Origin of the sequence: Caulobacter rhizosphaerae (assembly GCF_010977555.1) — a bacterium.
Taxonomy (GTDB): domain Bacteria; phylum Pseudomonadota; class Alphaproteobacteria; order Caulobacterales; family Caulobacteraceae; genus Caulobacter; species Caulobacter rhizosphaerae.
The window spans coordinates 3,236,704-3,250,254 of record NZ_CP048815.1 but is presented as its reverse complement, the minus strand read 5'-3'; the positions used below and the strand labels follow the sequence as shown (position 1 = coordinate 3,250,254).

Sequence of the window (13,551 nt, the reverse complement as noted above, 5' to 3'; positions counted from 1 at the left end):
AGAGGGCGAGCCAAAAGCTGCAATGCGTTTGCGCGCCCTAGCCTCGATGAGGCTCCCCGACGCGTCCCGTGTCCAACTGGTCGTCCGAATCTCTAGTGGGGACGCTCGGGACGATCAAGCCTCTCGCTGAGCATAAGCATGTCGGTCCAGGCCTTCTTCTTGGCCGCGGGCTGACGCAGCAGGAACGCCGGATGCAAGGTGGGCAAGGCCGGAAGCTCGCTTTGGCCGTCGCTGGAGGTCCACTCGAACCATCGTCCGCGCAGCGACAATATGCCCTCGTCGCGCTTGAGCAGGCTCTTGGCCGAGGCGCCGCCGACCAGCAGCAGGATCTTGGGTTGCACCAACTGAATCGCCCGCTCCAGGAACGGCGCGCAGGCGGCCTGCTCCTGCGGGGTGGGGGTGCGGTTGCCCGGCGGGCGCCAGAAGACGGTGTTGGTCACGAAGGCGCGGTCCAGCACGCCAGCGGCCTTGAGCATGCGGTCCAGAAGTTGGCCGGCCCGGCCGACGAACGGCGCGCCCTGCAGGTCCTCGTCCGCGCCCGGGGCCTCGCCGATGATCATCAGCGGGGCGTCGGCGGGGCCTCGCGAGACTACGGCCTGGCGGGCGCCCTGGGTCTTCAGGGGGCAGCCGTCGAAGGCGGCGATGGCGGCGGCCAGGGCGGGGAGGTCGGCGCAGGCGGCGGCCAGGGCCCGGGCCTCGGCCACGGCCGCGCCCAGGTCGGGGCCGCGTCCGAAGGCTGGCGCGGCGACAGGAGCCGCCACCGCCGGAGGAGGGGCTTCCTTGCGGGCCCGCAGCAAGGCCGCGCCCTCGGCCAGGCGGTCGATCGGATCGTCCGCGTACGACGCCTCCACGCCCGCATCGGCCCAGAAGGCGAGCAGGCTTTCCACGGCGCGCGGATCGACGGAGAGCTCCATGCGCTTCTCTTAGTACGAAGTTCCGGGCGTCGCCACGTCCTGACCGCGCTGCATCGCAGCAAAAAACATCCGTTTATTCTTGACCACCGGCGCGTCACCTCACGATAAGCTTCGACTCAAACAGCAAGAACGCGGGCCGCGTGCGCCCGGGGCGGGAGATGGCATGAGCGAAGCGCTCGAACGCGAGTCGATGGAATACGACGTCGTCATCGTCGGCGGCGGACCGGCGGGCCTGTCGGCCGCCATCCGGCTCAAGCAACTGGCCGCCAAGGCCGGGACGGAAGTGTCGGTGGCGGTGCTGGAAAAGGGCTCGGAGGTCGGCGCCCACATCCTGTCGGGCGCGGTGATCGATCCCAAGGGTCTGGCCGAGCTGTTCCCCGACTGGAAGGAACGCGGCGCGCCGCTGGAGACGCCCGTCACCAAGGACGTCTTCCGGCTGCTGGGCCCGCAGGGCGATCTGGCCTTGCCGATGTTCGCCATGCCGCCGTTCATGCACAACCACGGCTGCTACATCGCCTCGCTGGGCAATGTCAGCCGCTGGCTGGCCGCCCAGGCCGAGGAACTGGGCGTCGAGATCTATCCGGGCTTCGCGGCGTCGGACCTGGTCTGGAACGACGACGGCTCGGTCAAGGGCGTCGTGGTGGGGATCGTGGGCGTGGCCAAGGACGGCCACCACAAGCCCGACTACAACCCCGGCATGGAACTGCACGGCAAGTATGTGTTCATCGCCGAGGGCGTGCGCGGCTCGCTGGCCAAGCAACTGATCGCCAAGTTCGACCTGTCGGCCGGCAAGTCGCCGCAGAAGTTCGGCATCGGCATCAAGGAGCTGTGGCAGGTGCCGCCCGAAAAGCACCAGCCGGGCCTGGCCGAGCACACCACCGGCTGGCCGTTGGACAACCAGACCGGCGGCGGCAGCTTCATGTACCACTTCGGAGACAACTACGTGGCCATCGGCTATGTGGTGCACCTGAACTACAAGAACCCCTGGCTGTCGCCGTTCGACGAGTTCCAGCGCTTCAAGCACCATCCGGCCGTCAAGCCGCACCTGGAGGGCGGCAAGCGCATCGCCTACGGCGCGCGGGCCATCACCGAGGGCGGCTACCAGTCGGTGCCGAAGCTGACCTTCCCGGGCGGGGCGCTGATCGGCTGCTCGGCCGGCTTCGTCAACGTGCCGCGCATCAAGGGCAGCCACAACGCGGTCAAGACCGGCATGCTGGCCGCCGACGCCGCCTTCGAGGCCCTGGCCGCCGGTCGCGCCGGCGACGAGCTCACCGCCTACCAGGACCTCTACGAAAAGTCGTGGGTGGCCAAGGAGCTGAAGGTCGTCCGCAACGCCAAGCCGCTTCTGGGCAAGTTCGGCACCGCCCTGGGCGGGGCGCTCGGCATGTTCGACATGTGGTGCACGCACCTGTTCGGCGGCTTCTCGTTCTTCGGCACGATGAAGCACGACAAGACCGACGCCGAGTCCACGGGCTTGGCCAAGGACTACAAGCCGCTGGTCTATCCCAAGCCCGACGGCGTGATCAGCTTCGACAAGCTGAGCTCGGTGTTCATCTCGGCCACCAACCACGAAGAGGACCAGCCGGCCCACCTGAAGCTGAAGGACCCCAGCGTCCCGATCACGGTGAACCTGCCCAAGTACGGCGAACCGGCCCGGCTCTACTGCCCGGCGGGCGTCTACGAGGTGCTGTATAACGAGCAGGGCCAGGATCCGCGCTTCCAGATCAACGCCCAGAACTGCGTCCACTGCAAAACCTGCGACATCAAGGATCCGTCGCAGAACATCGTCTGGACCACCCCCGAGGGCGGCGGCGGGCCGAACTATCCGAACATGTAGCGACCTCCAAAGGCCTCTTGAAAGCCGCAGGGCGCGGTCCGAACTCTCGGACCGCGCCTTTTTGTTGCGGCGCGCCCGGAAACCGATGAGGGTGCGGACATGACGCGTATCCAGCTGCTTCTCGCCCTTGTTTCGGCCTCGGCCCTGACCGCCTGCGCCGCCACCGCCCCGGGCCCCGACCTTCGCGGCAAGGTCGCCATGGACTCCGGCTGGGGCTCCAGCCGCTCGGCCTACGGCCAGTTCCTGGCCGGGCAGGCGGCCTTGCAGAACGGTTCGAACAGCGAGGCCGCGACCTATTTCGACGAGGCGCGCCAGCTGGACGAGGATCCGGGCGTCCTGGCCGAACGCGCCTTCACCGCCGCCCTGCTGGCCGGCGACGTGCCGCGCGCCGCCGCCATCGCTCCTCGCGGGACCGACGCCAACGAACAGGTGCGCCGCCTGGGCGTCCTGACCCGGGTGGTCGAGCTGATGGCCGACGGCAAGGGGCGCGACGCCCAGGCCCTGCTGAAGGCCGAGACCCTGGGCTTTCCCCACCGTCCGGCCGCCGTGCTGCTGGCGCCCTGGCTGGCGGCCGCGGCGGGCGACAACAATGGCGCGGTGGTGCGTCCGGAACTGCAGGGCGACCGGTTCGTGCAGTATTTCGGCCAGCTGAGCCAGGCGCGGCTCTACGAGCGCGCCAAGCGCTATGACGAGGCCGAGACCGACTACAAGGCGCTGATGGCGATCGAGAACGCCCGGGGCCTGTTCGTCGAGGATTACGGCGCGTTCCTGGAACGCCGCAAGCGCCATGCCGACGCCGTGGCGCTATACGACCAGGCGCTGGCCCGCGATCCGGACGACCAGGGCCTGCAGAAGGCCCGCGCCCGTGCGGCCGCGCGCGGTTCCGCGCCGGCCATGCCGACCGAGAAACAGGGCGCGGCCCATATGCTGGTCGCCTGCGCCGCCAGCTTCGCCAGCGAGCGCCAGAGCCAGTTCGGCCTGGCCTATCTGCGCCTGGCGTTGCGGCTGGACCCCAAGCGCGACGACGCCTGGCTGCTGGTCGGCGACCTGCTGGCCCAGGACGACGACCAGCCCGGCGCGCGCGAGGCCTACGCCAAGGTGGCGCCGACCTCGACCCGCTACGTGGCGGCCCAGTCCAAGCTGGCCTGGAGCTACCAGACGGCCGGCGAAAAGGAAAAGGCCGTGGCCCTGGCTCAGCAGGCCGCCGTCGCCGCCCCCAAGGATCGCGACGCCCAGATCACCTATGCCGACCTGTTGCGCGCAAACGAGCGGTGGGCCGAGTCGGCCGTCGCCTTGGATCCGCTGATCGCCAGCCAGGGCGACAAGCCGGACTGGCGCCTGCTCTACATGCGCGGCATCGCCCTGGAGCGGGCCGGACGCTGGAACGACGCCGAGCGCGACCTGCTGACGGCGGTCAAGCTCAGCCCGGACGAGCCGGACCTGCTGAACTATCTGGGCTATTCCTGGATTGATCGCGGCGTGCGCCTGCCTGAGGCCATCGCCATGGTCCAGAAGGCCGTCGAGGCGCGGCCGCAGTCGGGGGCCATGCTCGACTCCCTGGGCTGGGGCTACTACCGCCAGGGCGACTATAAGACCGCCGTGGCCAAGCTGGAGCAGGCCGTCGAGCTGGAACCGGGCGATCCGGACGTCAACGGCCACCTGGGCGACGCCTACTGGCGCATCGGCCGGCGGGTCGAGGCGCGCTACCAGTGGCAGCGCGTGCTGAGCCTTGAGCCCGACGCCAAGCAGAAGGCTGAGGCCGAGGCCAAGCTGAAGGACGGCCTGGGCCCGAGCGGTCCGGCGGCCTCGACCTCGGTGGCCAAGGCGGGCTAGGGCTCTCCAGTCTAATCTCCCTGCAAGGGTAAGCCATGCGCCTCGACGCCTTCGCCCCGGCCAAGGTCAATCTGTTTCTGCATGTCGGCGGACCCGACGCCGAGGGCTATCATCCGATCTCCAGCCTGATGCTGTTCGCCGACGTCGGCGACCGGGTCACGCTGCAGGCGGCCGACGCGCCCAGCTTCGCGGCGACGGGTCGGTTCGGCGGCGAGATTCCGTCGGGCGACGACAATCTGGTCGTGCGGGCGACCCAGGCGCTTCACGCCCGGCTGGGCGGGCCGGTCCCGCCGTTCCGCCTGGTTCTCGACAAGGCCCTGCCGATCGCCGCGGGCCTGGGCGGGGGCTCCAGCGACGCCGGGGCGGTCCTGAGGCTGCTGCGCCAGGGCCTGGCGTCCGACCTGCCCGACGCGGACCTGGAAGCCGTCGCCGCGAGCCTGGGCGCGGACGGCGCGGCCTGCCTGTGGGGCGCGCCGGTGATGGCCCAGGGGCGGGGAGAGCGCCTGTCGCCCGCGCCGCCCCTGCCGGAGCTGCACGCCGTATTGGTCAATCCGCTGGTCCCGTCGCCGACCGGCGCCGTCTATCGCGCCTATGACGCGGCCGTGGCGCCCGAGGGCGAGGCCCCGCCTCCGCTGCTGGACGGGCTGGCCAGCGTCGAAGAGGTCTGCGCGTGGCTGGCGGCCTTCACCCGCAACGACCTGCAAGCCCCCGCCGTGGCGCTGGAGCCGCGGATCGGCCAGGTGTTGGACCTGCTGACCGGCGAGGCCGAGACGCTGCTGGCCCGGATGTCCGGCTCCGGCGCCACCTGCTTCGCCCTGTGCGCGGGGGACATCGAGGCCGAGGGCCTGGCCGAACGGGTCGAACGGATGCGGCCCGACTGGTGGGTCAAGCGCTGCCGGCTGGGCGGGCCGTTCTAGACATAGTCGGGGACATGCTCTCATGGCGGCGCGCCGGCCGTTTTGCAGGGCGTCCGCTGTGAGAGCATGTCCCCGGCCGCCTCCTGGGCTCGGGATGATGGCGTTCCATAGAAAAAGACCCGGAAGCCGAAGCTTCCGGGCCCTTCCTTTTGGACGGAACCTGACCCCAGCCTTAGCTGTGGTAGGCGCGTTCGCCGTGCTCGGAGATGTCCAGGCCTTCTTCCTCGGATTCCGGCGAGGCTTTCAGGCCGATCACCAGCTTGATCAGGAAGAACACGATCGCCGAGGCGATGGCCGACCAGATGATGGTCACGCCGACGGCCTTGACCTGGGCCATCACCTGGGTGGCCAGGCTGTAGACGGCCGTGTCGCAGGTCGAGATGTCGCCGTCCTTGGCGCAGCTGGCGTAGTCGACCACGCCGGCGCCGCCCCACTTGGGATTGACCAGCAGGCCGGTGCCGATGGCGCCGACGATGCCGCCAATGCCGTGGATGCCGAAGGCGTCCAGGCTGTCATCATACTTCAGCGCGTTCTTCACGACCGAGCAGAAGAAGATGCAGATCGGCGAGACGACCAGGCCGAGGATCAGCGCGCCCATCGGGCCGGCGAAACCGGCGGCGGGGGTGACGGCGACCAGGCCGGCCACGATGCCCGAAGCCAGGCCCAGAGCCGACGGCTTCTTGCGGGTGATCCACTCGACGACGATCCAGGACAGGCCGGCGGCGGCGGTGGCGACGAAGGTGTTGATCATCGCCAGCGAGGCGTAGCCGTTGGCTTCCAGGTTCGAACCGGCGTTGAAGCCGAACCAGCCCACCCACAGCAGGCCGGCGCCGACCAGGGTCAGGGTCAGCGAGTGCGGGGGCATCGGCTCCTTGCCGTAGCCCTGGCGCTTGCCCAGGATGATCGCGCCGACCAGGGCGGCGATGCCGGCGTTGATGTGCACCACTGTGCCGCCAGCGAAGTCGAGGGCGCCGAAGCTCCAGCTCAGGCCGGCCTTGATCGGGTCGGCCGGGTGCAGGGCGATGGCGTCAGGACCCGGCCACCACCACACCATGTGGGCGATCGGATAGTAGGAGAGCAGGGGCCACAGGATGGCGAACACCACGGCGGCCGAGAACTTGAAGCGCTCCACCAGCGAACCGACGACCAGGGCGGCGGTGATCGCGGCGAAGGTCGATTGGAAGACGATGAAGGTCAGTTCGGGGATGACGACGCCGGTCGAGAACGTGGCGACCACGCTCGACGGGGTGACGCCGTTCAGGAACAGACGGCTGAGGCCGCCGACGAAGGTGTCCGCGCCGCCGCCGTCGGTGAAGGCGAAGCTGTAGCCCCACAGCACCCAGGCGACGATGCCAATGATGGCGACGGTCGAGACCTGCATCATCACCGACAGCATGTTCTTGGAGCGGACCAGGCCGCCGTAGAACAGGGCCAGGCCCGGGATGATCATCAGCAGGACCAGCAGGGACGAGACCAGCATCCAGGCGTTGTCGCCCTTGTCCATCTTGTCGACGATGGCCGCCGGCGCGGCGGCGGGAGCCGGAGCGGCGGCGGGCGTCGCGGCGGGGGCGGGCGTGGCCGCGGCCGGGGCGGCGGCGGCCGGGGCCGGGGCCGCCGCGTCCTGGGCGAAGGCGACGGCGCCCAGCGGGGCTCCCGCCAAGGTCGCGGCGAGCATCAGCCCGGCCAGCGGTTTGAAGTTCAATCTCACGTTGGTATCCCCTTTTCCCCGACGGATTACAAAGCAGCCGGGCCGGTTTCGCCGGTCCGGATGCGAACGGCTTCCTCGACATTGAGGACGAAGATCTTGCCGTCGCCGATCTTGCCCGTGGCCGCCGCGGCCTTGACCGCCTCGACCGCCTTGGCCGCCGATGCGTCGTCGACCACGGCTTCCAGCTTCACCTTCGGCACGAAGTTCACCTGGTACTCGGCGCCGCGATAGATTTCGGTCTGGCCCTTCTGACGGCCGTAGCCCTTGACTTCCGACACCGTCAGACCTTCGACGCCGGCGGCGACGAGGGCCTCGCGGACCTCGTCGAGCTTGAAGGGTTTGACGATCGCTATGATCAGTTTCATCCGTCCTGCTCCGACCCGCCGACTGAGCGGGCTCCCCTTTAGAATTGGCTTTAGAGCGCGTTGCTCACTCGCACCGCGACCCAGGCTCGTCGGCCCGCGTCGTTTCCCCGGCGTCTTCACGCTATCGGTCGCGCTTCCCACATGACTGTCGCGTGGTAGGGAATTGGAAACGAAAGGGACTAGGCGCCCAAGATTTACGCATCGACGACCGTGGGTGCTCGGAAAGGCGGCATTTTGCCGTTCGAACGCCGGGGTGGCCTAGCTTGTCGCCAAGCGCATACAATTACCGCTCTTGCGTTGCGATCTGGAGTTTCCGCCGCCCATGCCTTCCGTCTGGTTGAAAATCGCGCCCTGGTGCCTTTTGATTGCGTCGAACGTCTTCATGACCTTCGCCTGGTACGGACACCTGAAGAATCGCGCGACGACAATGCTGGTCGCCATCTTCACCAGTTGGTTGATCGCCTTGCCCGAATACTTGCTGGCGGTGCCGGCCAACCGCCTGGGCCACAGCGTCTACACGACCGCCCAGCTGAAGACCGGCCAGGAGGCGATCACCCTGGTCGTCTTCACGCTGTTCTCGATTTTCTACCTGGGCGAGGCGATCAGCTGGAAGACCCTGGTCGGGTTCGGCTTCATCTTCGTGGGCGTGGCGATCGTGATGTTCTTCAAGTAACGCGTTCACGACCCCGTGAGCCGCGCAACGGAGTCCAAGGCCTAGACGCTGTTGTGGCTGTATTCCTCGATAAGGATCAGCCCCATGCTTGTGCGTATCGTTACCGCCGCCGCCGCCCTGGCGCTGCTGTCCGGCGCGGCCATGGCCCAATCGACGGCCCCCCAGGCCACGCCGGAGACGGGGGCCCCGGTGAACCCGGATCCGACCGCCGCCGCGCCGGCCGACCAGACCCTGCCCGCCGACCCGTCCGCGGCCACGACGACGCCGACCGACCCGGCCACCTCAATGGCGGCCCCGACCGGCACGGCCACCGACACCGCCGGCCGCGTCTCGTCGATGCCGGCCGAGGCGCAGGCGGGCCTGAAGGCCGGCGACGCCAACGTCACCTCCAACCCGCCGGTCGCCGACACCCCGGAAAACCGCAAGCTCTACGGCGCGCCGCTGTCGCACGCCGGCAAGCGCACCGCGGCCAAGGGCAACTAAGCCGTTCCAGCGGTCCAACATTGCTTGAAGCGCCAGTCGGCGGGCCCTATGGTCCGCCGACTTTTTTCTGGCCCTGTTCGGACCCTGATGTCTTCCAAACCCAAGTCCTTCCAAGACCTGATCCTGACGCTCCACGACTATTGGAGCGCCCAGGGCTGCGTGATCCTGCAGCCGCACGACGTCGAGGTGGGGGCGGGGACCCTGCACCCGGCCACGGTGCTGCGCGCCCTGGGTCCCAAGCCCTGGAACGCGGCCTATGTCCAGCCCTCGCGCCGTCCGGGCGACGGCCGCTATGGCGAGAACCCCAACCGCCTGCAGCACTACTACCAGTACCAGGTGATCCTGAAGCCGAACCCGCCGAACATGCAGGACCTCTATCTGGGGTCGCTGGAAGCCATCGGCCTGGACCTGCGCACCCACGACATCCGCTTCGTCGAGGACGACTGGGAGAACCCCACCGTCGGGGCCTGGGGCCTGGGCTGGGAAGTCTGGTGCGACGGCATGGAGGTCAGCCAGTACACCTACTTCCAGCAGGTGGGCGGCCTGGACGTCTCGCCGGTGGCCGGCGAGCTGACCTACGGCCTGGAGCGCCTGGCCATGTACGTGTTCGGCGTCGACAACGTCTACGACCTGCCGTTCAACGATCCCGAGGCCCCGCTGGGCCACCTGACCTATGGCGACGTGTTCCTGGAGAACGAGCGCCAGCAGTCCGAGGCCAACTTCCACGGCTATGATGTCGCCGTGCTCAAGCGCCAGTTCGAGGACATGGAGCAGCAGGTGCCGCTGATGCTGGCCCGTTCCTACCAGGGCAAGTCCCTGGTGCTGCCCGCCTACGACATGGTCCTCAAGGCCAGCCACCTGTTCAACCTGATGAACGCCCGCGGCGCGATCGCCGTGGCCGAGCGCGCCAGCTACATCGGCCGCATCCGCGACCTCTGCAAGCTGTGCGCCAGCGCCTGGGTCGAACAGCAGGAAGCCGCGTAAGTAAAGTCATGCCCCAACTGCTTCTCGAACTGTTCTCCGAAGAGATCCCCGCCCGCATGCAGGCCGGCGCCGCGCGCGACCTGGAACGCATGGCGCGCGAACACCTGGCCGCGGCCGGCTTCCTGCCCGAGGCCCTGAAGACCTTCGCCGGCCCGCGCCGCCTGACCCTGGTGGTCGAGGGGCTGCCCATCGCCCAGGCCGACCGCAAGGAAGAGCTGAAGGGCCCCCGCGTCGGCGCCCCGCCCCAGGCCATGGAAGGCTTCCTGCGCAAGGCGGGCCTGACCCAGGACCAGCTGGTCGAGCGCGACGGCGTGTGGATGGCGTTCATCGAGAAGACCGGCCGTCCGACCACCGAGATCGTCGCCGAGATGGTCGAGGCGATCATCCGCGGCTTCCCGTGGCCCAAGTCGATGACCTGGGGGACCAGCAAGCTGCGCTGGGTGCGGCCGCTGAAGCGCATCCTCTGCGTGTTCGACCGCGAGGTCGTGCCGTTCACCATCGAGGGGATCGAGGCCGGCGACGTCACCGAGGGCCACCGCTTCATGCGCGTCGGCTACGGCTGGGGCGGCCAGCCGTTCAAGGTTCGCGACTTCGACGAATACGCCAAGGGCCTAGCCGAGCACTTCGTGGTGCTGGACGTCGAGGAGCGCAAGGCGCGCATCCTGGAGGGCTGCAAGACCTTATGCTTCGCGCGGAACCTGGAGCTGGTCGAAGACATCGGCCTGCTCGAGGAAGTCGCCGGCCTGGCCGAATGGCCGACCCCGGTGCTGGGCGACATGGACCCCGCCTTCCTGGACCTGCCGGGCGAGGTGATCCGCACCTCGATGCGCACCCACCAGAAGTACTTCGCGGTCCGCGACCCGGCGACGGGCGGCCTGGCCCCGCACTTCATCACCATAGCCAACGTCCAGTCGGCCGACGGCGGGACGGTGATCGCCGCGGGCAACGCCAAGGTCCTGTCTTCGCGCCTGTCCGACGCCCGGTTCTTCTGGGACGAGGACGTCAAGGTCGGCTTCGAGCCGTGGCTGGAGAAGCTGAACGGCGTCACCTTCCACGCCAAGCTGGGGACGATGGCGCAGCGGGTCGAGCGCATCGTCGCCCTGGCCGGCGAGATCGCGCCGCTGGTCGGCGCTGACGTCGCCAAGGCCAAGGAGGCCGCGCGGCTGGCCAAGGCGGACCTGGCCTCGCAGATGGTGGGCGAGTTCCCGGAACTGCAGGGCCTGATGGGCGGCTACTACGCCCGCGCCGCCGGCTTGGACCCAGAGATCGCCGACGCCATCCGCGACCACTACAAGCCCCAAGGTCCCTCCGACGCCGTCCCGACCGCGCCGCTCAGTGTGGCCGTGGCGTTGGCGGACAAGCTGGACACGCTGGTCGGCTTCTTCGCGATCGATGAGAAGCCTACGGGGTCGAAGGATCCCTATGCGCTGCGTCGGGCGGCGTTGGGGGTGATCCGGACGATTCTCGAGGGATCATTGCGCGTTCCACTGAGGGCAGCATTTGGAGCAGCTTATCCCGGCGATCCGCTCAATGGTCGTTTGCAGGATTTGGCTGAGCAGCTTGCCGAGCAGTTGGGGCTTCTGAATTTCTTCGCCGATCGCCTGAAGGTCACCCTCAAGGACCAGGGGAAGCGTCACGACCTCGTCGATGCGGTGTTCGCGCCCATCAACGGGAAAGCCGACGACGACCTGGTGCGCATCGTCGCCCGGGTCGAGGCGCTGGACGGGTTCCTCACCACCGATGACGGCAAGAACCTGCTGGCCGGCTACAAGCGCGCCAGCAACATCCTCAAGGCCGAGGAGAAGAAGGGCTGGAAAGCCGAGGGCGGTCGCGAGATCCTGCCCGACGCCTCGGCCCCGGAAGTGCAACTTCACGACGCCCTGCGGATGATCGAGAAGCCCCTGGCCTCGGCCCTGGAAGCGGAAGACTTCACCGCCGCCATGCGCGAGTTGGCCGGCCTGCGCGGCCCGGTCGACGCCTTCCTGGACGGGGTGTTCGTCAATTCCGAGGTTCCGGCCGAACGCGACAACCGCCTCAAGACCCTGGCCGCCGTCCGCGACGCCATGGGCCAGGTCGCCGACTTCTCGCTGATCGGCGGGTAGGGGCCTAGCCCCCGACCACCCTCAGCGCCGGCCGCTCGCTGCGCACCCGGCGCAGCGGGACGTCGAAGTGGAAGGTCGAGCCGGCGCCGGGCGTGCTGTCGACGCCGATCGTCCCGCCCATCAGGGCGACGACGTCATGGCTGATCGCCAGGCCCAGGCCCGAGCCCTCGTGGGCGCGGGTCGAGGAGCCGTCGACCTGCGAGAAGATCTTGAACAGGCGCGGGCGGTGCTCGGGCGCGATGCCGACGCCGGTGTCGCGCACCTCGAAGCGCAGGCCGGTCTCGGAGGGGCTCGCCTCGATCCGCACCGCGCCCTGATGGGTGAACTTGACGGCGTTGGCGACCAGGTTGCCCAGCACCTGGCGCAGGCGGATCGGATCGCCGATCCAGGCGCCCTCGCCGCCCGGCGCCACCGCGAAGGTCAGGGCGATGCCCTTGTTGGCCGCCGCGCCCGAGAACAGGGCGCTGGTCGACTCTACCAGCATCGTCAGGTCGAAGGGCTCGGCCCGCAGCCGGACGCCGCCGGCCTCCAGCCGCGCCATGTCCAGGATGTCGTTCAGCAGGGCCAGCAGCGCCTGGCCGGAGTGGTGGATCACGTCCAGCCGCTCGCGCTGGCGGTCCGGCAGCGGCTCGGCCTGCATGATCTGGGTCATGCCCAGCACGCCGTTCAGCGGCGTGCGGATCTCGTGGCTCATATTGGCCAGGAACTGGGTCTTGGCGGCGTTGGCGGCCTCGGCTTCCTCCTTGGCCGCGATCAGGGCGCGGCGGCCGGCGGCCAGCTTGTTCAGGGCGTCGGTGACGCGCAGGAACAGGATGAAGGCGGCGACGAACAGGGCCGCGAACACCAGGGCGATCCAGGGGGCTCCGGCCTTGAGCAGCGACATGCCCGGATCGCGCGCCGGCCAGGCGAAGCCGCCGATCGGCTGGCCGTTGATGTCGTGCAACGGCACGCTGTGGTCGCTGGACTTGCTTTCGGCGACCAGGACGAGGCCGTCGATGCCCAGGTCCTTCTGCAGGCCGCGGGTATAGGCCGTGCTGACCCGGCGGACGGTGACCGCGATCGAGGGGGAGGTCGCCTGCTGTCGCGCCGCCAGCGGCGCGGTCTCGGCGATCACGTCGGCGGCGACCACCAGGTAGATCTCGTCGCCCGAACGCACCAGGCCCGAGTCGGTGGTGGAGCCCTCGAGGCTGAAACGCTCGGCCCGGTGCGCGGCCGTGGCCTTGGCGAGGACGCGATTGACCAACGGCGCGGCGTCGCCCGGCAGCGCGCCCAGGGCGCTGGCCGACACCCGGGCGCCGGCCAGCGAGCCGTAGATCACTTGGCCGTCGCGGACCACGAAGGTCAGGTCATGCTGGAAATACTGGTGATAGTACTCGCCGAAATTGACGTCGGCCCAGGCCATGTCGACCGGCGGGCCCATGGCCTTGGCGGCGTCGTCCCAGACCGTCGCCGAGGTCAGCTCGCGGGCCATGCGCTGCAGGTCGCGCTGCACCGTGCGCTGGACCAGCTCACGCTCGTCCTGGCTCTCCAGGCGGTCCAGCGACTGGGCCGCGAACAGCATCAGGGCGATGCTGCCCAGCACCGAGACGGCGACCAGGACGATGGTCGCGCCGACGATCCAATGCAGGGATCTCACGCCGCGCGTCACGGAGGAGGGGTTGAGCCACGTCATGTCACCCTGCTAGCGCATTCCTGGCGGCGTCGGAGGCCAGCGCGGCTTTTGGCCGCAGCGACG

11 protein-coding genes are annotated in these 13,551 nt (G+C 69.1%); 7 read left to right on the top strand and 4 right to left on the bottom strand.

Annotation, left to right across the window (positions count from 1 at the left end; translation table 11 throughout):
* Positions 1 to 92 precede the first annotated feature (92 nt).
* Entirely contained in the window at positions 93 to 914 is an 822-nt protein-coding gene (locus G3M57_RS14815; RefSeq protein WP_163231399.1) for a uracil-DNA glycosylase, read from the bottom strand.
* Between the two features lie 163 nt (positions 915 to 1,077).
* Here G3M57_RS14815 and G3M57_RS14810 point away from each other — a divergent pair, with 163 nt between their 5' ends.
* The 3 genes from G3M57_RS14810 to G3M57_RS14800 all read left to right on the top strand — a co-directional run bounded on the left by G3M57_RS14810 (position 1,078) and on the right by G3M57_RS14800 (position 5,501).
* Positions 1,078 to 2,751: an electron transfer flavoprotein-ubiquinone oxidoreductase gene (locus G3M57_RS14810; RefSeq protein ID WP_163231397.1), complete on the top strand. Its 1,674-nt coding sequence runs from the start codon at positions 1,078 to 1,080 to the stop codon at positions 2,749 to 2,751.
* A 99-nt stretch (positions 2,752 to 2,850) separates the two neighbouring features.
* Positions 2,851 to 4,584, top strand: a complete 1,734-nt coding sequence (locus G3M57_RS14805; protein WP_163231395.1) for a tetratricopeptide repeat protein — start codon at positions 2,851 to 2,853, stop codon at positions 4,582 to 4,584.
* 35 nt (positions 4,585 to 4,619) lie between these two features.
* On the top strand, positions 4,620 to 5,501 hold the full coding sequence (locus tag G3M57_RS14800; RefSeq protein ID WP_163231393.1) for a 4-(cytidine 5'-diphospho)-2-C-methyl-D-erythritol kinase: 882 nt from the start codon (positions 4,620 to 4,622) through the stop codon (positions 5,499 to 5,501).
* A gap of 172 nt (positions 5,502 to 5,673) precedes the next feature.
* Here G3M57_RS14800 and G3M57_RS14795 read toward each other — a convergent pair whose 3' ends face one another.
* Both G3M57_RS14795 and G3M57_RS14790 read right to left on the bottom strand, forming a co-directional pair.
* Positions 5,674 to 7,209, bottom strand: coding sequence for an ammonium transporter (locus tag G3M57_RS14795; protein WP_163231391.1), 1,536 nt, complete (start codon positions 7,207 to 7,209; stop codon positions 5,674 to 5,676).
* A gap of 26 nt (positions 7,210 to 7,235) precedes the next feature.
* Positions 7,236 to 7,574 carry a P-II family nitrogen regulator gene (locus G3M57_RS14790; RefSeq protein ID WP_007665036.1) on the bottom strand — a complete coding sequence of 113 codons (339 nt, stop codon included), beginning with the start codon at positions 7,572 to 7,574 and terminating at the stop codon, positions 7,236 to 7,238.
* A gap of 322 nt (positions 7,575 to 7,896) precedes the next feature.
* Between G3M57_RS14790 and G3M57_RS14785 the strand changes: the two genes are divergently transcribed.
* The 4 genes from G3M57_RS14785 to glyS all read left to right on the top strand — a co-directional run bounded on the left by G3M57_RS14785 (position 7,897) and on the right by glyS (position 11,816).
* Positions 7,897 to 8,247 carry a DMT family protein gene (locus G3M57_RS14785; protein ID WP_163231389.1) on the top strand — a complete coding sequence of 117 codons (351 nt, stop codon included), beginning with the start codon at positions 7,897 to 7,899 and terminating at the stop codon, positions 8,245 to 8,247.
* Positions 8,248 to 8,331: 84 nt separating this feature from the next.
* Complete coding sequence (locus G3M57_RS14780) at positions 8,332 to 8,730, top strand: hypothetical protein (protein WP_056749933.1); 399 nt, start codon at positions 8,332 to 8,334, stop codon at positions 8,728 to 8,730.
* Positions 8,731 to 8,814: 84 nt separating this feature from the next.
* Positions 8,815 to 9,714, top strand: a complete 900-nt coding sequence (locus G3M57_RS14775) for a glycine--tRNA ligase subunit alpha (RefSeq protein ID WP_156402083.1) — start codon at positions 8,815 to 8,817, stop codon at positions 9,712 to 9,714.
* Positions 9,715 to 9,722: 8 nt separating this feature from the next.
* Complete coding sequence (gene glyS, locus G3M57_RS14770; RefSeq protein ID WP_163231387.1) at positions 9,723 to 11,816, top strand: glycine--tRNA ligase subunit beta; 2,094 nt, start codon at positions 9,723 to 9,725, stop codon at positions 11,814 to 11,816.
* Between the two features lie 4 nt (positions 11,817 to 11,820).
* Here glyS and G3M57_RS14765 read toward each other — a convergent pair whose 3' ends face one another.
* Complete coding sequence (locus tag G3M57_RS14765) at positions 11,821 to 13,452, bottom strand: sensor histidine kinase (RefSeq protein WP_230983801.1); 1,632 nt, start codon at positions 13,450 to 13,452, stop codon at positions 11,821 to 11,823.
* Between the last annotated feature and the right edge of the window lie 99 nt (positions 13,453 to 13,551).